General features: G+C 63.8%; 21 protein-coding genes and 1 other RNA gene. 16 read left to right on the top strand and 6 right to left on the bottom strand.

The features are described 5' to 3' along the window. Nucleotides 1–12: 12 nt before the first annotated feature. Complete coding sequence (gene fumC, locus AC0QTX_RS00415) at nt 13–1,404, bottom strand: class II fumarate hydratase (protein ID WP_474601837.1); 1,392 nt, start codon at nt 1,402–1,404, stop codon at nt 13–15. An 89-nt stretch (nt 1,405–1,493) separates the two neighbouring features. Between fumC and AC0QTX_RS00410 the strand changes: the two genes are divergently transcribed. After that, nucleotides 1,494–2,906, top strand: a complete 1,413-nt coding sequence (locus AC0QTX_RS00410; RefSeq protein ID WP_474601836.1) for a cytochrome P450 — start codon at nt 1,494–1,496, stop codon at nt 2,904–2,906. Between the two features lie 10 nt (nt 2,907–2,916). On the opposite strand, the gene AC0QTX_RS00405 is transcribed toward AC0QTX_RS00410, so the two are convergent. Next, nucleotides 2,917–3,513, bottom strand: coding sequence for an SspB family protein (locus AC0QTX_RS00405; RefSeq protein ID WP_474601835.1), 597 nt, complete (start codon nt 3,511–3,513; stop codon nt 2,917–2,919). 23 nt (nt 3,514–3,536) lie between these two features. After that, nucleotides 3,537–3,893: a transfer-messenger RNA gene (gene ssrA / locus AC0QTX_RS00400) on the bottom strand. Nucleotides 3,894–3,970: 77 nt separating this feature from the next. On the opposite strand from ssrA, the gene AC0QTX_RS00395 reads away from it, so the two are divergent. The 8 genes from AC0QTX_RS00395 (at nt 3,971) to AC0QTX_RS00360 (ending at nt 10,153) form a co-directional block, all read left to right on the top strand. Next, nucleotides 3,971–4,765: a thymidylate synthase gene (locus tag AC0QTX_RS00395; protein WP_474601834.1), complete on the top strand. Its 795-nt coding sequence runs from the start codon at nt 3,971–3,973 to the stop codon at nt 4,763–4,765. 5 nt (nt 4,766–4,770) lie between these two features. After that, a complete protein-coding gene (locus AC0QTX_RS00390; protein ID WP_474601833.1) occupies nt 4,771–5,076 on the top strand; it encodes a DUF2293 domain-containing protein in 306 nt (101 codons plus the stop codon). Between the two features lie 36 nt (nt 5,077–5,112). Next, the gene (locus tag AC0QTX_RS00385) at nt 5,113–5,595 is read left to right on the top strand and encodes an N-acetyltransferase family protein (RefSeq protein ID WP_474601832.1); all 483 of its coding nucleotides are present in this window, start codon (nt 5,113–5,115) and stop codon (nt 5,593–5,595) included. Next, nucleotides 5,592–6,104: a dihydrofolate reductase gene (locus AC0QTX_RS00380; RefSeq protein ID WP_474601831.1), complete on the top strand. Its 513-nt coding sequence runs from the start codon at nt 5,592–5,594 to the stop codon at nt 6,102–6,104. Before AC0QTX_RS00385 ends, AC0QTX_RS00380 begins: the two co-directional genes overlap by 4 nt. Before the next feature lie 137 nt (nt 6,105–6,241). Further along, nucleotides 6,242–7,387 (top strand): FtsH protease activity modulator HflK, encoded by a 1,146-nt coding sequence (hflK, locus tag AC0QTX_RS00375; RefSeq protein ID WP_474601830.1) that lies wholly within the window; start codon nt 6,242–6,244, stop codon nt 7,385–7,387. Next, nucleotides 7,384–8,340, top strand: coding sequence for a protease modulator HflC (gene hflC / locus AC0QTX_RS00370; RefSeq protein ID WP_474601829.1), 957 nt, complete (start codon nt 7,384–7,386; stop codon nt 8,338–8,340). The genes hflK and hflC overlap by 4 nt, the downstream gene beginning before the upstream one ends. 9 nt (nt 8,341–8,349) lie before the next feature. Then, nucleotides 8,350–8,541 (top strand): DUF2065 domain-containing protein, encoded by a 192-nt coding sequence (locus tag AC0QTX_RS00365; protein ID WP_036350916.1) that lies wholly within the window; start codon nt 8,350–8,352, stop codon nt 8,539–8,541. A gap of 88 nt (nt 8,542–8,629) precedes the next feature. Further along, a complete protein-coding gene (locus AC0QTX_RS00360; RefSeq protein ID WP_474601828.1) occupies nt 8,630–10,153 on the top strand; it encodes a DegQ family serine endoprotease in 1,524 nt (507 codons plus the stop codon). 83 nt (nt 10,154–10,236) lie between these two features. On the opposite strand, the gene serB is transcribed toward AC0QTX_RS00360, so the two are convergent. Beyond that, the gene (gene serB / locus AC0QTX_RS00355) at nt 10,237–11,145 is read right to left on the bottom strand and encodes a phosphoserine phosphatase SerB (protein ID WP_474601827.1); all 909 of its coding nucleotides are present in this window, start codon (nt 11,143–11,145) and stop codon (nt 10,237–10,239) included. A gap of 15 nt (nt 11,146–11,160) precedes the next feature. Between serB and miaA the strand changes: the two genes are divergently transcribed. Next, nucleotides 11,161–12,114 (top strand): tRNA (adenosine(37)-N6)-dimethylallyltransferase MiaA, encoded by a 954-nt coding sequence (gene miaA / locus AC0QTX_RS00350; protein ID WP_474601826.1) that lies wholly within the window; start codon nt 11,161–11,163, stop codon nt 12,112–12,114. Here the strand turns inward: miaA and AC0QTX_RS00345 are convergent. Next, nucleotides 12,071–12,901, bottom strand: a complete 831-nt coding sequence (locus tag AC0QTX_RS00345; protein WP_474601825.1) for an RMD1 family protein — start codon at nt 12,899–12,901, stop codon at nt 12,071–12,073. The two genes, miaA and AC0QTX_RS00345, sit on opposite strands and share 44 nt — an antisense overlap. A gap of 275 nt (nt 12,902–13,176) precedes the next feature. Between AC0QTX_RS00345 and AC0QTX_RS00340 the strand changes: the two genes are divergently transcribed. The 4 genes from AC0QTX_RS00340 to AC0QTX_RS00325 are packed head-to-tail and all read left to right on the top strand — an operon-like array spanning nt 13,177 to nt 16,721. Next, the gene (locus AC0QTX_RS00340) at nt 13,177–14,949 is read left to right on the top strand and encodes an acetolactate synthase 3 large subunit (RefSeq protein WP_474601824.1); all 1,773 of its coding nucleotides are present in this window, start codon (nt 13,177–13,179) and stop codon (nt 14,947–14,949) included. A 17-nt stretch (nt 14,950–14,966) separates the two neighbouring features. Next, nucleotides 14,967–15,647 (top strand): glutathione S-transferase family protein, encoded by a 681-nt coding sequence (locus tag AC0QTX_RS00335; RefSeq protein ID WP_474601823.1) that lies wholly within the window; start codon nt 14,967–14,969, stop codon nt 15,645–15,647. Nucleotides 15,648–15,676: 29 nt separating this feature from the next. Further along, entirely contained in the window at nt 15,677–16,219 is a 543-nt protein-coding gene (gene ilvN / locus AC0QTX_RS00330) for an acetolactate synthase small subunit (protein ID WP_036350902.1), read from the top strand. 13 nt (nt 16,220–16,232) lie between these two features. Beyond that, entirely contained in the window at nt 16,233–16,721 is a 489-nt protein-coding gene (locus AC0QTX_RS00325; protein WP_474601822.1) for an NUDIX domain-containing protein, read from the top strand. A gap of 12 nt (nt 16,722–16,733) precedes the next feature. Here AC0QTX_RS00325 and AC0QTX_RS00320 read toward each other — a convergent pair whose 3' ends face one another. Beyond that, nucleotides 16,734–17,282, bottom strand: a complete 549-nt coding sequence (locus AC0QTX_RS00320; RefSeq protein ID WP_474601821.1) for a DUF924 family protein — start codon at nt 17,280–17,282, stop codon at nt 16,734–16,736. A gap of 279 nt (nt 17,283–17,561) precedes the next feature. Between AC0QTX_RS00320 and ilvC the strand changes: the two genes are divergently transcribed. Next, entirely contained in the window at nt 17,562–18,581 is a 1,020-nt protein-coding gene (gene ilvC / locus AC0QTX_RS00315; protein ID WP_474601820.1) for a ketol-acid reductoisomerase, read from the top strand. A gap of 158 nt (nt 18,582–18,739) precedes the next feature. Further along, entirely contained in the window at nt 18,740–20,491 is a 1,752-nt protein-coding gene (locus tag AC0QTX_RS00310; RefSeq protein ID WP_474601819.1) for a patatin-like phospholipase family protein, read from the top strand. Nucleotides 20,492–20,628: the final 137 nt, after the last annotated feature.

The following is a 20,628-nucleotide window of genomic DNA, read 5'->3' as shown; positions in this document are numbered from 1 at the left end:
ACTCTACCGCATTCAGCCCGGCGACAGCATGGTCTCGGGGCGGACGACGGCGTGGAAGTCCTCTTCCGAAACGCCTGCCTTGAGGGCCTCCTCCTTCAGAGTCGTGCCGTTCTTGTGCGCCGACTTGGCGATGGCGGCCGCCTTGTCGTAGCCGATGGTCGGGGCAAGAGCCGTCACCAGCATCAGGGACCGCTCCATCAGGTCCCGGAGGCGCTCGTGATTCGGCTCGATGCCGACCACGCAGTTGTCCGTGAAGCTGACGGCGCCGTCCGCCAGCAGGCGGATCGACTGCAGCACGGCATTCACGATGACCGGCTTGAACACGTTGAGCTCGAAATGGCCCTGGCTGCCGGCGAAGGTGACCGTCGTCTGGTTGCCTGCCACCTGACAGCACAGCATCGTCATGGCCTCGGCTTGGGTCGGATTGACCTTGCCGGGCATGATCGACGAGCCGGGCTCGTTCTCAGGCAGGGAGATCTCGCCGATGCCGGAACGGGGGCCCGAGCCCATCAGGCGGATGTCGTTGGCGATCTTGAACAGGCCGGCCGCGAGGCTCGCCAGCGCGCCGTGGGTGTAGACGAGGGCGTCGTTGGAGGCGAGCGCCTCGAACTTGTTGCTGGCCGATGTGAAGGGAAGGGCGGTCAGCTCCACGACCTTCGAGGCGAAGCGGTCCGCAAATTCCGGATGGGCGTTGAGACCCGTGCCGACGGCTGTGCCACCCTGGGCGAGGGCATAGATGCCTGGCAGCGTCTGCTCGATGCGGGCGATGCCGAGGCGGACCTGCGCGGCGTAACCGGAGAATTCCTGGCCGAGGGTCACCGGGGTCGCGTCCTGGAGGTGCGTGCGGCCGATCTTCACGAGATCCTTGAAGGCTTCCTGCTTGTCCTCGAGCGCCTTCAACAGGTGCTTGAGGGCCGGCAGCAGGCGGTCATGGACCTCGCGGGCGACGGCGATGTGCATGGCGGTCGGGAACGAGTCGTTCGACGATTGGCCCATGTTCACATGGTCATTCGGGTGAACCGGCTTCTTGCTGCCGCGCTCGCCGCCCAGGCGCTCGATGGCGAGGTTCGAGAGCACCTCGTTCATGTTCATGTTGGACTGGGTGCCCGAGCCCGTCTGATAAACCACCAGGGGAAACTCGTCATCGTACTTGCCCTGCACCACGTCGGCCGCGGCCGCCGCGATGGCATCGGCCAGGCGCGGCTCCAGCTTGCCCAGATCCTTGTTCACGAGGGCAGCCGCCTGCTTCACGATGGCCAGCGCATGGACCAGAGGGAGCGGCATCCGGTCCGTCCCGATGCGGAAGTTCTGGAGGGAACGCTGCGTCTGGGCACCCCAGAACTTGTCGGCGGGAACGTCGATGGGGCCGAAGGTATCTGTTTCGATGCGGGTGGAGGGCGACATCCTGACCTCTTTCGATGGAGTTGCGTGTTCTTATCTCAAATAGTGGCGCTCGCAACCGCGAACGCGCATTGGAGGCCTTGGAAATTCGCATGAGCGACACTCTGGAAACGCCCCTTTTCCGCCCGCCTCACCCCAAGCCCCGCACCGAGCTTCTCGGCATGGTGGCCTTCCTGCGCGCCGTACGCGAGAACCCTCTCAACATGTGGATGGAGGAGCATTTCGAAGAGCCCGTCGTCACCGGCGAGGGAGCTCTGGGACGCATGACGGTCGTGAGCGATCCTGCCGGCATCCGCCATATCCTGGTGGACAACGCCGCCAACTACCGGAAGGACGACCTGCAGATCCGGATCCTGGCGCCGGGCTTGGGCCGGGGCCTCGTGACGGCTGAAGGCGACGAGTGGCGGCTCCAGCGCCGCACCCTCGCGCCGCTCTTCACCCCGCGCACCGTCACCAGCTTCTTCCCGGCGATGGTCGAGGCGGCCGATCGCCTGGTCAGGCGGTGGCAGAGACGGCCTGACGGACGCGTGGTCGATGCGGCCCTCGACATGACCCGGGTCACCCTCGACGTGCTGGAGCGGACCATCTTCACGCAAGGGGTGCCGAAGGACCATGACGCCCTGGGGAGGGCGATCACCCGCTACTTCAACTCCATCGGCCGGGTTGACCCGCTGGACATCTTCGGCTTCCCGGACTGGGTGCCCCGGATCGGGCGCCTGCGGGCGAGGCCGTCGATCCAGTTCTTCGAGGAGACCGTCAACGAGTTGATCGAGGCCCGCAAGGCGCTGCTCGCCAGCGGCGAGCCGGCTCCCCGCGACCTGCTGACTCTCCTCCTGGAGGCTGCGGATCCCGAGACCGGCAAGGGTCTGAGCGACATCGAGGTGCGCACCAACATCATCACCTTCATCGGGGCTGGGCACGAGACGACCGCCAATGCCCTGTCCTGGTCGCTTTATCTTCTCTCTCAGGACGAGCATGCCCGCGCCCGGGTCGAGGAGGAGGTGGACGAGGTGCTGGGGCAGGGGGTGATCGAGCTTCATCACCTGGAGCGGCTCGTCTACACCCGCGCGGTCATCGACGAGGCTGTCCGGCTCTATCCGCCTGCACCCTACATGAGCCGGACGGCCATTGCGGACGACCGGATCGGAAACCAGGAGATACCGGCAGGCTCCATGGTGGCGATCGCACCTTACGTGCTTCACCGCCATCGGAAGCTGTGGGATGATCCCGATGCCTTCCGGCCCGAGCGCTTCCTGCCTGAGAACCGCAAAAGGATCGACCGCTTCGCCTATCTGCCGTTCGGAGCTGGCCCTCGGGTCTGCATCGGCGCGAGCTTCTCTCTGCAGGAGGCCGTGATCGTGCTGGCCACCATCGCCCGTTCCATGCGGCTCGAACTCGTGGAGGGGCACGCGGTCGAGCCGGTGCAGCGCATCACCTTGCGGCCGCGCGGCGGCCTGCCCATGCGCCTGACGCAGCGTGTGCCGGAGATTCTGACCGAAGCTTAAGCGGGGAGGCTCAGCTCTTCTTGCGGAAGGCGTCGAGGCTGACGACCTCGGCGCTGCCCGATGCGGCAGCTCCGTCGGATTCGGTAACCTGCTCCTTGAGCGCATCGACCTGCTCGGCCTTGGCGGCAAGGGCGGGCTTCTCCCCTGCGGTCAGGGACTTGCGGGGCTGCTTCAGTTCCACGGGCTCGGACGTGCCACGCGCAGGCTGAGGGGCGGGTGCGGATTCGGGCACCTCGTCCTCCGCCTCATCACCCTGACTGTCGAACTTCAGCCCGAACTGGACGGATGGATCGAAGAAGCCGGTGAGCGCATCGAACGGGATGAGCAGCCGCTCCGGGATGCCTGAGAACGACAGCCCCACCTCGAAGGTGTGCTCGGTGACGTTGAGGTCCCAGTACTGGTGCTGGAGGACGATCGTCATCTCCTGAGGATATTTTTCGCGCAGGCGGTTCGAGAGGCGAACGCCCGGAAAATCCGTCTGGAAGGAGATGTAGAAGTGGTGCTCGCCCGGAAGCCCGTCCTTGGCATCGATCAGCACCTTGCGCACGACGCCCTTGAGAGCGTCCTGCACCAGAAGATCGTAGCGGATCAGGTCTTTACCGGCCATGCGTGCGCCCTTGCAGAAACGAAAGTGGAGGCTTCTGTTGCCAGGTGCCTCCGGACCCCGCCTTACGGTGCTAACCGCAAGGGCTTTGATTCGGCTTTAGGGACCGCTTACGCAGCCACTGCAACCGGAGCATAGTTGTCGTTGGCAACTATAGATTCGGCCCGATAACGGCGGAACCATGCCGAACGAAAGTCTATCCTTTACGCCCTCGTCGATCCTATTTCGCCCCCGCCGAAAGCCAGATCCTGCCTGGATTTTGGTGGAGGCGCCGGGTACCGCCCCCGGGTCCGATGGGTTTATTCCGATAGCCGTTTATCGCCATAGCCGATCTCGCGACCGGCATTCCCAATATAGGTGGAGCGGACGGATTTTGAAAGGGCGGGTTGTCCCCACCCTTCGTTGAAAAGTGACTCGGAAGGCTGTTGCCGCTGCCCTATGATGGAGCGAGGAGTATCGCATGCAGGCCTATCTCGATCTCATCCGCCGCATCATGGACGAGGGCGTCCGCAAGGACGACCGCACCGGAACGGGCACGATTTCCGTGTTCGGCCACCAGATGCGCTTCGACCTCAGCGAGGGATTTCCGCTCGTCACCACGAAGAAGCTGCACCTGCGCTCCATCATCCATGAACTGCTCTGGTTCCTGAAGGGTGACACCAACATCCGCTATCTGAAGGAGAACGGTGTTTCGATCTGGGACGAGTGGGCAGACGAGCACGGCGACCTCGGTCCTGTCTATGGCAAGCAGTGGCGTTCCTGGGCCAAGCCCGACGGCGGCACGGTCGATCAGATCCGCTGGGTTCTCGACGAGATCCGCCGCAATCCGGACAGCCGGCGCCTGATCGTCTCCGCCTGGAACCCGGCGGACCTCGACAAGATGGCGCTCGCACCCTGCCACTGCCTGTTCCAGTTCTACGTCGCGGAGGGGCGGCTCTCCTGCCAGCTCTACCAGCGCTCGGCGGATGTGTTCCTGGGCGTGCCCTTCAACATCGCGTCCTATGCGCTGCTCACGCACATGATGGCGCAGGCGACCGGCCTGCAGCCGGGCGATTTCGTCCACTCCTTCGGCGACGCGCACCTCTACCTCAACCATCTGGAGCAGGCCCGCCTTCAGCTCTCCCGGGAGCCGAGGGCGCTGCCGAAGCTGCGGCTCAACCCGTCGGTGCGGTCGCTGTTCGATTTCTCATACGATCACATCGCCATCGAGGATTACGACCCGCATCCGGCCATCAAGGCTCCCGTCGCGGTCTGAGCGTCATGAACCGGCGCGAGGCCATCGAGAGCGCCATCCGCATTCTGGCCCCGCGCATCCCGCGGCACGAATTCGAGGCCGTAACCGACCACGCGCTGGGCAGCCGCGGCCTGTACGGCGCCTCACCGGAAGCGGCGGCTTGGCTGTCCATCACCGCCTATATCCGCCACAGGATGACGGATTATGACAGCCTTCTGGAGGAAGGATACGATGTCGAGAGCGCCCGGTTCTTCGTTCTGGACGACATGAATGCAATCCTTGAGGAATGGGCTTCGCCACGACGCGTCATGGGTGAGGACGAAGCGGAATAAGCTCGACAGTTCCGTCTGGAGTCGCCACAAGAGAACATGACTCTCTCGATCCGACCTGCCGTGGCATCCGATGCCACCCTGATCTTCCGCTTCATCCGGGAACTGGCCGAATATGAGCGGCTGGCCCATGAGGTCGAAGCGACTGAGGCCGACATCGCCAAGGCCCTCTTCGGCCCCGACCCGCGTGTCTTTGCTGACATTGCCGAGTGGGAGGGCGAGGCTGCCGGCTTCGCCCTGTGGTTTTACAATTTCTCCACTTTCCGTGGGCGCCATGGGATCTACCTCGAGGATCTCTTCGTCAGGCCCGAGTTGCGCTCCAAGGGAATCGGCCGCGCCCTGCTGCGGCATCTGGCTCGCCGGTGCATGACGGAAGGACTGCCGCGCCTGGAATGGGCGGTGCTCGACTGGAACGAGCCGGCCCTGCGCGTCTACCGCTCCATCGGGGCGGTTCCGATGGACGAGTGGACGGTGCAGCGCATGACGGGCGAGGCCTTGCAACGACTGGCGGAGGAGCCATGACTATTCCCCTCATCCTCGTGGTCGCGATGGCCGAGAACGGGGTCATCGGACAGGACAACCGTCTGCTCTGGCGGATCAAGACCGACTTGGGTCGCTTCCGCCGCCTCACCATGGGCAAGCCGATGATCGTGGGGCGCAAGACGTTCCAGTCGATCGGCAAGCCCCTGCCGGGCCGGGAGACCATCGTGCTGACCCGAGACGAGGTCTTCGCCGCGGAAGGCGTACATGTTGCCCACACCTGGGAGGAGGCTGTGGCCAAAGGGAAAGAACTCGCAGGCACGGCAGGAGCCGATGCGGTCGCCGTGGCCGGCGGGGCGGAGATCTATGCCCTTGCCCTGCCGCATGTGCAGACTCTTTTCTTGACCCAAGTCCATGCTGCGCCCGAGGGCGACGCCGTGTTTCCGGCCTTCGACCGGTCACAGTTTCGCGAGGTGAAACGCGAGGATCATCCAAAAGGCCCGGATGACGAGCATCCGTTTACCTTTATTGATCTCGAAAGGCGTCGTTGAGCCGCCTCAAGGTTGACGAAGCGCTTCCGAATCCCCAATTCGCAGGCTTGACAGGCGGAAGAGGCAACACCCACAACCGTCTCGAGTTCTTATCGGCTGTCTCGGCCGGTCTCTTCGTAAGTGAGGAAAGGCGTCCTATGCCTTGGAGTAACCAAAGCGGCGGTGGCGGCCCCTGGGGGCAGCGCGGCGGATCGGGAGGCGGCAAGAGCCCATGGGGCTCGGGAGGCCCGCAGGGGAACGGCAGTCCCCCTGATCTCGAAGATATTCTGCGCCGCAGCCAGGATCGGCTGAAGGACTTCATCCCTGGCGGCTCCATGGGCGGGCGGGGCTTGATCGTCCTGGTGCTGGGCGTGATCGCTGTTTGGCTGCTCACCGGCTTCTATACGGTGCGACCCAACGAAGTCGGCATCAACATGATTTTCGGCAGCTATACGGGGACTTCAGGGGAGGGCTTGCGCTACAACCTGCCTTATCCGATCGGCCGGGTGCTCAAGCCGAATGTGACCGCTCAGCAGCGGGTCGAAGTGGGTTATCGATCCACGCCGACCGGGCAGGGCCGCGCCCGTGACGTGATCGAGGAAAGCCTGATGCTCACCGCCGACGAGAACATCGTCGACATCGATTTCGATGCGGTCTGGCAGATCAACCCGGCCCGTCCGCAGGATTACGTCTTCAACCTCCAGAACCCTGACGGCACCATCAAGTCGGTGGCCGAGAGCGCCATGCGTGAGGTCATCGGCCGCCGCAACATCCAGGCCATACTGACCACCGAGCAGGCCAGCGTTGCCCAGGAAGTGCGCGAGATCATGCAGGAAGCCCTGGACGCCTACGGCGCCGGTGTGCTGATCAACGTGGTTCAGCTCCAGGCTGTCAGGCCGCCGTCGGAAGTCCAGCAGGCCTTCTTCGACGTCAATGCGGCCCAGCAGGATGCCGTGCGCGTCCAGAACGAGGCCGGCGCCTTCGCCAGCCGCGTCGTTCCCGAAGCCCGAGGCGAGGCCGCCCGCACCGTCCAGCAGGCCGAAGGCTACCGCGAGCAGTCGGTTGCCGACGCGTCCGGTCAGGCCGCTCGCTTCCGTCAGGTCTATGAGGAGTACCGCAAGGCTCCTGATGTCAGCCGCGAGCGTATCTTCCTCGAGACGATGGAGCGCGTTTACGGCGGCGTCGACAAGATCATCGTCGACCAGAACGGGCAGGGTGTGGTGCCCTTCCTGCCGCTCAACCAGATGCAGCAGCGCCCGCAGCCTCAGGGCAATGCCGCCAACCCGCAGGGAGCCACGCGATGAACAGTTCGACTCTTCGCACGGGCCTCCTGATCCTGGTGGGCCTGATCGCCATCGTTCTCTACAGCTCCGTCTTCATCGTGCAGCAGACCCAGTACGCCTTGGTGCTGCGCTTCGGCGCGGTGCAGTCGGCGATCTCCACTCCAGGTCTGAAGTTCAAGCTGCCGCTGGTCGACAACGTCACCTACTTCGAGAAGCGGGTGCTCGATCTCGACCTGCCGGTCCAGACCCTGCTGTCGGCCGACCGGCAGAACCTGGAAGTGGACGCCTTTACGCGCTACCGGATCATCGATCCCCTGCGGTTCTATCAGGCGGTCGGCAACGTCGCTCTGGCCAACCAGCGCCTGCAGAGTTTCACGAACTCGGCGATGCGTAACGTTCTGGCCAGCGCATCGCGCGACGCGATCGTGCGCACCGACCGGTCCTCTCTGATGAACCGCATTCAGGACGATGTGAACCGGCAGGCCGGGAGCCTCGGCATCGAGATGATCGACGTGCGTCTGACCCGCGTCGATCTGCCCGCCGCGAACAGCCAGGCCGTCTATCAGAGGATGCGCACGGAGCGCGAGCGCGAGGCAGCCGACATCCGCGCCAACGGTCAGCAGCAGGCTCAGACGATCCGGGCCCGGGCCGAGCGCGAGGCCACGGTGATCCGCGCCGAGGCCAATCGACAGGCCGAGGAACTGCGGGGTCAGGGCGACGCGGACCGCAACCGCATCCTCGCCGAGGCATTCGGTCAGGATCCGGAATTCTTCGCCTTCTACCGGTCCATGCAGGCCTATGAGGCAGGACTGAAAGGAAGTGAGACCCGACTCGTGCTGAGCCCGGATTCCGACTTCTTCCGCTATTTCAACGACCCGACGGGTCAGCGGGCTCGCGGAACCTCTCCAGCTCAACCGGCCCCTGCTCAGCCGGCCCCAGCACCAGCGCCGGCTCAACCGGCTCCAGCCCAATAAGCCTGCCTGATGCTGGACTTGATTGCAGCCCTCGGCCTCGCTCTCGCGGTCGAGGGCATTCTGTTTGCGGCCTTCCCGGACGGGATGCGCCGGGCCATGTACGAGGCCGCTCACAGCCCGAGCGACCAGATGCGGATCGTCGGCATCATTTCAGCCGTGCTCGGCCTTGGGGTGATCTGGCTTGTGCGACAGTTCGGATAGGCGGCGGCCGAGCCTCCGCCGCACTTCCCGCTTGAATGCCGGGGCCAAGCACCAATCTATATGCACAAACTCCGAAAGAGGATTGTCGATGAACATAGCCACGAACGCGCTGGCACCTTCCAAGGCGGTGCTGCCCCATCGTCCCCTGCGCCGGCTTGCCGCGTCCTGTTTCGCGGTCCTGACCCTGGTCGCGACAGCGATGCCGCTGCCGGCCCATGCCCGCTCGGCTCCTGAATCCTTTGCCGACCTAGCCGAGGAGGTCACAGGGGCGGTGGTCAACATCTCGGCCTCCACCACCGTTGAAGCCCGCAACCGCACTCTGCCGCAGCTGCCGCCAGGCACTCCTTTCGAGGATCTCTTCGAAGAGTTCTTCAATCGTCGCGGCCAGGGTGGGCCGGGTGGTCCCGGTGGTGAAAACTCTCCCTCCCGCCCCCGCAGCTCCAATTCGCTCGGCTCCGGCTTCGTGATCGATCCGTCCGGCATCGTGGTGACCAACAATCATGTGATCGGCGATGCCAATGACATCAGCGTGATCTTTCCCGACGGCACGCGCCTGAAGGCCGAGATCGTCGGCAAGGATTCCAAGGTGGATCTGGCCGTCCTGAAGGTGAAGTCCGACAAGCCTCTCAGGGCGGTGAAGTTCGGCGACTCCGAGACCATTCGCCCGGGCGACTGGGTCATGGCGATCGGCAATCCCTTTGGTCTCGGCGGTTCCGTCACGGCCGGCATCGTGTCGGCCCGCGGCCGCAACATCGAGTCTGGTCCCTACGACAACTACATTCAGACCGATGCCTCCATCAACAAGGGCAATTCCGGCGGTCCGCTCTTCAACATGAATGGCGAGGTCATCGGCATCAACACGGCGATCCTTTCGCCCACCGGCGGTTCGGTCGGCATCGGCTTCGCGGTTCCCGCCTCCACGGCGGTGCCGATCATCGATCAGCTGCGCCAGTTCGGCGAGACCCGTCGCGGCTGGCTCGGCGTCCGCATCCAGAACGTGGACGATGCCACGGCCGAGGCCCTGAATCTCGGCACGGCGCGCGGCGCGCTTGTCGCCGGCATCGATGAGAAGGGGCCTGCCAAGCCTGCCGGGATCGAGGTCGGGGACGTGATCGTTCGCTTCGACGGCAGGGAGGTGAAGGATTCCCGCGACCTGCCGCGGATCGTGGCCTCCTCGCCCGTCGGCAAGGCGGTCGACGTGACGATCGTCCGCAAGGGCCAGGAGATGACTCGACAGGTCACCTTGGGTCGTCTGGAAGACACCGAGAAGCAGGCGAGCCTGCAGCAGCCCTCGACCGAGCCTCAGACGGCAACCCGCCAGGCTCTCGGCCTCAACATGTCCGGCATGACGGACGAGTTGCGCCGCCGGTTCAGCCTGAAGGATGACCTGAAGGGAGTGGTGATCACCCGCGTCGACCCGAACTCGGCCGCTTCCGACAAGCGCATCCAGGCCGGAGAGGTCATCGTGGAGGTCAATCAGGAGCCGGTTTCCAACCCGGCCGATGTGACCAAGAAGATCGACGACCTCAAGGCTCAGAACCGCAAGTCCGCGCTGTTGCTCGTCGCCAATGCGCAGGGCGAGGTACGCTTCGTGGCCTTGTCGATCGAGTAAGCTGATCAGTGCGCATGACAATCGGAAAGGCGGCCTTCTGGGCCGCCTTTCTTGTTTCAGGGATGCATCAGAACAGCTTGGGCTTATCCCTGAGCGATGTCGCTGGCCCTATAGCCCTGCACATAGAGCAGCGCAGACAGATCGGCATGGTCGAGCCGCGCATGAGCCGCGGCCGCCACCGCCGGCTTGGCCCGGAAGGCGACGCCGAGGCCTGCTTCGCTCAGCATGGCAAGATCATTGGCGCCGTCGCCTACGGCCATCGTCTCGTGCGCGGCCAAACCGAGCCGGGTGCGTAGCTCGATCATGGTCGCGAGCTTCGCCTCGCGACCGAGGATCGGTTCCTCGACTGTGCCTGCTAGGGTCTCTCCTTCAATAATCAGGCGGTTGGAGCGATCCTCATGGAAGCCCAGCTTTGCCCCGACAGGGCCGGTGAACAGCGTAAAGCCGCCGGAGACGAGGCAGGTATAGGCGCCGTTGGTGCGCATCGTCCGGACGAGAGCCGGACCTCCGGGGGTAAGGGTGATGCGGTTCTCGATGATTTCGTCCACCACATTAATGGGCAGGTTCTTCAACAGGGCCACGCGCTCGCGCAGAGCGGGCTCGAAGGCGATCTCACCGCGCATGGCACGCTCCGTGATCTCGGAAACCTCGCCTTTGAGCCCGACATAATCGGCAAGCTCGTCGATGCATTCCTGTCCGATCATGGTGGAGTCCATGTCCGCCAGGAACAGGCGCTTGCGCCGGGTAGCCAGAGGCTGCACAACGACGTCGATGGGATGATCATGCAGGGTTTTGCGCAGGAGCGCTTCGATGGACCTCGCGTCCGTTGCGCCGAGAACGATCAAGTCCGCCGCGATTCCCCTTGCCAGGATGGCCTGTTCCGTCTCTTGTCCGAGCGACCGAGCGGCCTGGGTCACGATCTCGTCCGTGAGAGCCTGTTCGGATGGATTGGCGATCAGGGTCGCAACGAGGGAATTCGGGGCAGACGCCATTGGGGAGACCTGGCTGTGAGTGACGTTCGGGTCGGCGCGGTTCTCATCGCAGGGCCGACCGCATCAGGCAAGTCCGCATTGGGCATCAGACTGGCGCGAGCCCTCAACGGCGAGGTGATCAACGCCGATTCCATGCAGGTTTATGGCGATCTGCGCGTGATCACGGCCCGTCCGACATCGCAGGAAGAGGCAGAGGCGCCGCACCGTCTCTACGGGCATGTGGATGCCGCTGTGAACTTCTCTGTTGGGCGCTATGTGGCCGATGCGGTCGACGTCCTTAGGACTATCGGTGGCACGAAGCTGCCGATCTTCGTGGGCGGCACCGGCCTCTACTTCAAGGCCCTGACTGAGGGGCTCTCCGAGATGCCACCCGTCCCGGAGGAGGTGCGCGAGCAGGTACGCCGGGAGAGTGAGGGACTTGAGACGCCCGAGCTTCATCGCCTTCTGTCTGAGCGCGATCCAGAAACAGCCAGGACCCTTCGCCCGTCGGATCGGCTGCGTGTGCAGCGGGCTCTCGAGATCTTTGCAGCGACCGGACGCCCGCTGGTCTCGTTTCACGGCGCCCGCGAGCCGGGACCTTTGGCGGGTCGCCCCGTCGTCAAGCTCTTCCTCGCGCCGGATCGGGATGAGTTGCGCCGGCGGATTGACCGGCGTTTCGAAGCCATGATCGAGCAGGGGGCGCTCGACGAGGTGAGGGCCTTGGGCGAGCGGAACCTCGATCCCATGCTGCCGGCCATGCGCGCCCATGGCGTTCCCGGACTATTGGCTTACCTGCGTGGCGAGATCTCGCTCGATGAGGCCATATCCAAAGGGCAGGGGGATACGAGGCGCTATGCCAAGCGCCAGTTCACCTGGTTCCGGCATCAACTGCCGGATTGGCACTGGGTCGAGCCCGAGCAGGGATTCGAAGCGGTGATGGCCCGCATCAATGTCCCGTCAGATAGCCTACGGCCATCTGATAGAAGGTGATGAAGATCTCGAACACGATCAGGAGGACGATGATCAGTTCGAGCCGCAGGGAGCGCTCGGTGTCGATGATGTCCGTCAGGGCCTGCGCGGTATCGCCGAGCACATCGAGCTTGCGGTGGAGGGCTGCGGCGCGTTCCTTCAGCTCGTACTCGTCCTCCAGACGGGCATAGAGACGTTCCAGGTCCGGGCGGTCCCAGAGGACGTCCGGCTTCTCCTCCACGGCTACGCCTCCGGACATGCGCTGGCGGACAAGGAGGGCGTGGCCGACCTGCTTGAGGATCCTGCGCCGGTCGCGCGGGCGGCGCCCCTTTTCGGCAAGGTGCTGGACCGAGGGCTCAACCAGCTCGAAGGCGGCTGTGGCCTCCCGCTCGTCCCGGGCGAGGGTTGCGCTCTTGGACAGGGCATCCGCGATGACGAGCAGGCGCTCGGTGGACATCTGCTTGATGTAGATCGGTCCACCCGGAGGGATCTGGTCGTCCCGGTCGGGTGAGATCTCGATGATGGCGGTTTCTTCCTCATGGCGGGCGAACTCGCCGGCGATCCTCTGGCGCAGGCTGCGGATCACCTCGTCTTCCTCCAGGGGCGTGAGCCCGACCAGAACGGCCACTCCATAGCGGAACAGGGCCACGAAGCCTTCCTGTCCGGCTCTGAAGGCGAGGGGCGTCGTCGACAGAACGTCGCTGCGCTCCAGCCCGGCGACATCGAGGCGATCGCCCAGGAGGAGGGCGCGAGCCGTGAGGCGCAGATTCTGCGTCGGAGCCCCGGTGGTAGAGATGGTCTCGGTCATGGTCATACGACTAAAATAGGGGGCTTAACGTAAAAGCTAAGCCGCTTCTCGCCAAGTCGCCCCCGCTTGACCGAATGAAATGCATGGTTTAGCGTCTGCGCAACTTTTGAACCGAGAGCTGCCCCAATGCGCAAGCTTATTCTCGTAGTACGAGCGCCATCGACGGAGCGGGATTGACCCGCAGGTCCGGCGATGGCGCACAGGCCCCCTCAGGGGCCTTTTTTATTGCCCAGATTTCTTGAGACACAGCAGACGAGCCCGACGGAGCAAGACCCATGAGCGAGACGATGACCGGAGCGGAAATGGTGATCCGAGCCCTGCAGGATCAGGGGGTCGAGCATATCTTCGGCTATCCGGGCGGCGCGGTACTCCCGATTTACGATGCGCTCTTTCATCAGGAGAAGGTGCGGCACGTTCTCGTCCGTCACGAGCAGGGCGCGGTCCACGCAGCCGAAGGCTATGCCCGCTCGTCCGGCAAGCCCGGCGTGGTGCTCGTGACATCGGGTCCTGGCGCGACGAATGCCATCACGGGCCTTGCCGACGCGATGATGGATTCGATCCCGCTGGTCTGCATCACCGGTCAGGTGCCGACCCATCTCATCGGCTCCGACGCGTTCCAGGAATGCGACACGGTCGGCATCACGCGCCACTGCACGAAGCACAACTATCTCGTCAAATCCATCGAAGACCTGCCGCGGGTTCTGCACGAGGCCTTCTATGTGGCGCAGAACGGCCGTCCGGGTCCGGTCGTGGTCGATCTGCCGAAGGACATCCAGTTCAAGACCGGCTCCTATGTGCGACCCTTGAGCAATCAGCACAAGACCTACCGTCCCACCGTGAAGGGCGACATGGAGCACATCCGTGCGGCCATCGAGCTGATGGCCAATGCCAAGCGCCCCGTGTTCTACACGGGCGGCGGCGTCGTCAATTCCGGGCCGCATGCCTCGATGCTGCTGCGCGAGCTCGTCAGGCTCACGGGCTTTCCCATCACCTCGACCCTGATGGGCCTTGGCGCCTACCCGGCCTCCGACAAGCAGTGGCTCGGCATGCTCGGCATGCACGGCACCTACGAGGCCAATCTCGCGATGCATGAATGCGACGTGATGATCAATATTGGGGCGCGCTTCGACGACCGCATCACGGGACGCCTCGATGCCTTCTCGCCCTTCTCGAAGCGCATCCATGTGGACATCGACCCGTCGTCCATCAACAAGACCGTGAAGGTGGACATCCCGATCGTCGGCGACTGCGCGCATGTGCTGGAAGACATGGTGCGCCTGTGGCGGCAGAGCGCTCAGCAGTCCGACAAGGTGGCGCTGAAGGATTGGTGGGGCAAGATCGAAGGCTGGCGCGCGCGCAACTGCCTCGGCTTCCGCAACTCCGCGGAGACCATCAAGCCGCAATATGCGATCCAGCGTCTCTACGAACTCACGAAGGACCGCGAAACCTATATCACCACGGAGGTGGGCCAGCACCAGATGTGGGCGGCCCAGTACTTCAGGTTCGAGGAGCCGAACCGCTGGATGACGTCGGGCGGCCACGGCACCATGGGCTACGGCCTGCCGGCCGCCGTCGGCGCGCAGCTCGCGCATCCCGATGCCCTGGTGATCGACATCGCCGGCGAAGCCTCGATCCAGATGATGCTGCAGGAAATGTCCACCGCCCTGCAGTACAACCTGCCGATCAAGGTCTTCATCCTCAACAACGAATACATGGGCATGGTGCGCCAATGGCAGGAGCTGCTGCATGGCGGGCGCTACTCGCACAGTTATTCGGAGTCGCTGCCCGATTTCGTGAAGCTTGCCGAGGCCTATGGTGGCGTCGGGATCCGCTGCGAGAAGCCGGGCGATCTCGATGCAAAGATCCTCGAGATGATCAACGTGAACCGCCCGGTCATCTTCGACTGCCTCGTCGACAAGACAGAGAATTGCTTTCCGATGATCCCCTCGGGCAAGGCGCACAACGAAATGCTGCTCAACGACTATCTCGGCGAGACGGGAGCCGACATCGGCTCCGTGATCGACGAGAAGGGCAAGATGCTGGTTTGATCCGGAAAGCGCGCGACATGTCCACCCTCGTCATCGCAAACAAGTGCTACTCGTCCTGGTCCCTGCGCCCCTGGCTGCTGATGAAGCAGCTCGGGGTTGCCTTTGACGAGATCGTCATCCCGCTCGATCTGCCGGACACCAAGGAAAAGGTGCTCAAGCACTCGCCTGCCGGAAAGGTGCCGATCCTGATTGATGGCGATGTAACCGTGTGGGAAAGCATCGCCATCATGGATTACGTGGGTGAGGCCTATGGTGCTCCCGTGTGGCCTGAGGATCGCAAGGGTCGCGCCATGGCGCGCTCGATCGCGGCCGAGATGCATGCCGGCTTTCCGGCTTTGCGCTCCGCATGCCCGATGAATCTCGGCAGGAGATATGCCTCGAAGGATCGCGGCGAGGCGGTGGCCCGCGATGTGGCCCGCTTCAGCGAGATCGTGCGCGGGGCGCGTGAGCGCTTCGGGGCCGGTGGCCCATTCCTGTTCGGCGCCTTCTCGGCGGCGGACGCTATGTATGCGCCGCTTGCAACGCGTCTCGACACGTATTCCATTGCTCTCGATGCCACGACGCGCGCCTATGTGGATGCGATCCTGTCACTGCCAGCCTTCCAGGAGTGGCGCACGGCCGCGCTGAAAGAGGAATGGATCGTCCCCGCCGACGAGGTGGACGAGGACGCCGTCGAGAACTACCGCAAAGCGGCTTGAGGCTTGAAAGAAGTTCGGGAAACCAGACCATGCTCCAGATGAAGACCCATTATCCCGATGCGACGCGCGTCGAGCCCTCGCACCGGCGCACGCTCGCCATCATCGTCGACAACGAGCCGGGCGTTCTCGCGCGCATTGCGGGCCTGTTCTCGGGCCGCGGCTACAACATCGAGAGCCTGACGGTCACCGAAACCGAGCACGAAGCGCATATTTCGCGCATCACCATCGTGACGACGGGCACCGACAGCATCATCCAGCAGATCAAGAGCCAGCTCGAGCGTCTCGTACCGGTGCATCGCGTGGTCGACCTCACTCTCACAGGCGAGGCGGTGGAACGTGAACTCTGCCTCGTCAAGGTGGTGGGCAAGGGCGACCATCGGGTCGAGGCGATGCGGCTGGCATCGGCCTTCGGGGCCCGCACCCTCGATGCCACGCTCACATCCTTCGTCTACGAGCTGACCGGCACGACGGACGAGGTCGAGCGCTTCATCAAGCTCATGACCGCAGTCGGTCTCGTGGAAGTCTCCCGCACCGGCGTCGCCGCCATGGCGCGCGGCGCGGAAGGAATGTGAGGCCTTTCTCCTCATGTCCTCGTTCCACGATAGCTACCTTGGACGCCTTCGGCAGGAGGTCGGCGACCGGCTCCTACTCATGCCGGGTACACGGGTCGTAGTAGAGCGGGAGGACGGCGCCATCCTGCTGCAACGGCGCTCCGACTTCGGCATCTGGGGCATTCCCGGCGGCATTCCGGAGGAGGGCGAGGACATCGCCAGTGTCGTCGTGCGGGAGACGCTGGAAGAAACAGGCCTGGCAATCCTCGCGCCGAAGCCATTCGGCTATGCTTGCGATCCGTCCTTCGAAACGATCCGCTATCCAAACGGCCACGCCTGCCAGTACTTTTCGCTTATGTTCTACGCCACGACCTTCGCGGGTGTGCTGGGAGGGCAGGATGGGGAGAGCTTGGAGCTCGATTGGTTCAAGCCCGACAAGCTTCCCGAGATGCTGCCGAACATGAGGCGCAGTGTGGAAGCCTATGAGCGCTTCAAGCAAACAGGAGAGTTTCAGTTGATATGACAAAGATGCGAGTCATCCCCTGAAGTCGCTTTCCTTCAAAAAAGCCTCCTCCTCGGGAGTCGTCTCGCGACCCAGGATGGCGTTGCGGTGGGGGAAGCGGCCGAATCGGGCGACGATGTCGTGGTGGTGGTGGGCATACTTGACGGAATCTGCTTCGCCGAGGGCCTCGTTCAAGACCACCGAGCGCTCCTGATCCGCCAGGGATTCGGAGTGCATGAAGGGCAGGTAGAAGAAGCGTCGGAATTGAGGTTCCACCTTGTGATCGAAGCCCCGCTCGATGGCGCGGTCGGCAGCCATCAGGGCAACGGGGTCGGTCTTATAGGTTTCGCGCTTTCCCCGGAACATGTTCCGGGGGAACTGGTCGAGCAGGAGAATGACGGCGAGCGCACCCTCCGGGGTGAGCTCCCACTCGTTGAGGTCGCCTCGTGCGGCGGCCTCATAGGTTGGCAGGAAACGGTCACGGCAGGCTTGGTCGAAGGACTCATCCTTCGAAAACCATTTCTCAGGACCGGCTTCGCGCCAGAACGAGATGACGTCGTCGGGGGTGGCAAGGCGCTGCATGCGGCTTCGTCCTTCTCGGTCGAGAGATGAAATTTCAATCTAGAGCATTGGGGAGCGATTTGAACTCTCCAGGCTCGGATCGTTTGTGGCGGAACGGCTTCGTCTTGCACCTAGCGCAGGGAAGGGTCGCAGTTTTGCTACAAACAACAGCTTGTCAGCGCAGTTTTATTCGCTAAAAGCGGCGCCTGATAAGTCATTGTTGCGCCATGTCCATGAGGGCGGTGCAGCGTCAACGAAGGCCGGGGGAATGCCCCCTTTGAGACAAGGGACTTGAGGACCATGCGTGTCTATTACGATCGCGACGCAGATATCAACCTGATCAAGGGCAAGAAGGTCGCCATCGTCGGCTATGGCAGCCAGGGTCATGCCCATACGCTGAACCTGCGCGATTCCGGCGTGAAGGACATCGTGGTGGCGCTTCGCAAGGGCTCGCCCTCCGCCGCCAAGGCCGAGAAGGCTGGCATCAAGGTCATGGAAGTGGCCGAGGCCGCCAAGTGGGCCGACGTGGTCATGATGCTGACCCCCGACGAGCTGCAGGCCGATATCTACCGCAGCGACCTTCAGGACAACATGAAGCAGGGTGCAGCCCTTCTCTTCGCCCACGGCCTTAACGTCCACTTCAACCTCATCGAGCCCCGCAAGGACCTCGACGTGCTCATGGTCGCCCCCAAGGGCCCCGGCCACACGGTCCGCTCCGAATATCAGCGCGGCGGCGGCGTGCCGACCCTGATCGCGATCCACCAGGACGCCACGGGCAATGCCCATGACATCGCGCTCTCCTACGCCTCGGCCAATGGCGGCGGCCGCGCCGGCATCATCGAGACCTCCTTCAAGGAAGAGTGCGAGACCGACCTCTTCGGCGAGCAGGTGGTGCTCTGCGGCGGCCTCGTCGAGCTGATCAAGGCTGGCTTCGAGACCCTCGTCGAGGCGGGCTACGCCCCCGAGATGGCCTATTTCGAGTGCCTGCACGAAGTGAAGCTCATCGTCGACCTCATCTACGAGGGCGGCATCGCCAACATGAACTATTCGATCTCGAACACCGCCGAGTTCGGCGAGTACGTGACGGGGCCGCGGATCATCACGCCCGAGACCAAAGCCGAGATGAAGCGCGTCCTCGAGGACATTCAGTCCGGCAAGTTCACCCGCGACTGGATGCTCGAGAACAAGGTCAACCAGACCTCCTTCAAGGCAACCCGCGCCCGCAACGCCGCCCATCCGATCGAGGATGTCGGCTCCCGCCTGCGCGACATGATGCCCTGGATCAAGGAAAAGGCCCTGGTCGACAAGAGCCGGAACTAAGCCTCACGGGCGGGGCGAGGCTGGAGAAATCCTTACTTCCTCAGGAAAAGGCTCCATCTTCGCTCCGCCTGCAGCCTTCTCGCATTAAGCTGGATGTGGATTTGCGAGCTGGGGAAATTCCCGTTAGTGGGCTCTGAAGAGCAAACATCCGACAGCCCATGAGTGCACCGATCCTGACCAAAAATCTGCCGGAGTTCGAGGCGCCTCTCTGGGCGGACCTCGATCCCGTGACGCGCCGCGAGCTCCGGGCGGAACTGCAGCAGGTGGTTCTTCCGGGGGGCGCGGTCCTATTCCAGGAAGGTGATCCGGCGGACGCGCTGTACATGCTCGTGTCGGGCGCTCTCGGGGTCTCCATTCAAGGTACCCACGGTGAGCAAAGGCGCGTCGCCCGCATCTTTCCTCCGGAGACGATCGGGGAAATGTCCCTGATCTCGAATGCGCCCCGCTCGGCCAGCGTGACGGCCCTGCGGGACTCGGTATTGCTCAAGCTGACTCGGGAGGCATTCGAGCGCCTCGTGGAGCGCTGCCCCTCGGTGATAGTCTACCTGTCGAGGCTGCTTGCCGACAGGCTTCGCGCGACGACCCGCCATAGCCCCATCACCTTCAAGCCCACCACCTTCGCCATCGTGCCGGTCACTCAGGGCGTTGCGGTGGCTGATTTCGCCCATGCGTTCCTGAAGGAGATGCGGCGCAGTCACGGGGCGGGGGTCGATCTTCTTGATGCGATGCCGTCCGAGGAGGATGAGAGCTGGCTTTATCGCTTCGAGGCCAACCGCGAGGGTGTCGTCTATGTCGCCTCCGAGCCGTCGGGTCCCTGGACCGGACGCTGCATCCGACATGCCGATCACGTCATGTTTCTGGCCTGCCCAGGCGAGCCCCTGGTCCCCGAGGCGGAGGCGCTGACAAGCGCCGTGTCGTCCTGGCGCCGTCATGACCTTGTGCTGCTTCAGAAAACGGATGCCTCCCGTCCCACCCCGGCCCATCAGTCGCTCGCGCGCCTCCCCGTAGATCAGCGCATTCATGTACGGGGTAAAAGCTCGGCCGATCTGCAGCGTCTGATCCGCACGTCGAGCGGGCGTGCCGTCGGACTGGTGCTGGCGGGAGGAGGGGCCCGGGGCTTCGCTCATCTTGGGGCCATCCGGGCCCTGCGCGAATACGGCTTTCCCGTAGACCTCGTTGGAGGCACCAGCATCGGGGCCGTCATGGCGGCAACGGCTGCCATCCAGATCGGACTGGACGAGGCCAAGGACCTCATGAGGGAGGCCTTCGTCAGAAACCCGCCGCTGAACGACTACACCCTCCCACTTATCGCGCTGGTGAGAGGCAAGAAGGTTGATGCGCGGCTGTTTGAGCATTTCGGCGACCGGAACATCGAGGATCTCTGGCTGCCGTTCTTCTGCGTCTCGTCGAACCTGACGACCGGCACGACCCATGTGCATCGGCATGGCCCGCTCTGGCGCGCCCTGAGGGCGAGCCTTGCCATTCCCGGTCTGCTGCCGCCGGTCATCGAGGCGGAGGGTGTGCTCGTGGACGGAGCTATGATGAACAACCTGCCGGCTGACATCATGGCCGACCTGCAGAGAGGTCCGGTGCTCGGCATCGACGTGGCGCGGGACGTTGCCTTCACCACTGCGGGCGAGGAGGAGAAGAAGGCGCCTTTCCTGCGTCGGCTCCTCGGTCTCCCGGCTCAGGCACCGGACATCGTCAGCCTGCTCTACCGGGCAGCCACGATCTCCAGCGATGCCCAGACGCTGAAGGCCCGCGCCCATGCGGCTCTCGTCATCCATCCTCCGCTGGCCGACGTGCCGCTGAGGGGCTGGGAGCATTTCGAGAGGGTGGTCGAGATCGGTTACGAGCACACGAGGGAGCGCATCGAGGCTGGCGCTCTCGATGGGTTTAAGACTTCCTGAGGACCGCTCGAGGCCTCGATGCTACAGGCGGTGCCATGTCATGGCAGTTGCAGCCACCAGAAGGCAGAGCACGAGGCCAAGGGTCTCTGAGCGATGCTTGTAGAATTGATGGAGAAGATAGCTGCTCCCGAGAGTCA

The organism is Microvirga sp. jy35 (assembly GCF_056148915.1).
This window is presented reverse-complemented; position numbering and strand designations above follow the sequence as displayed.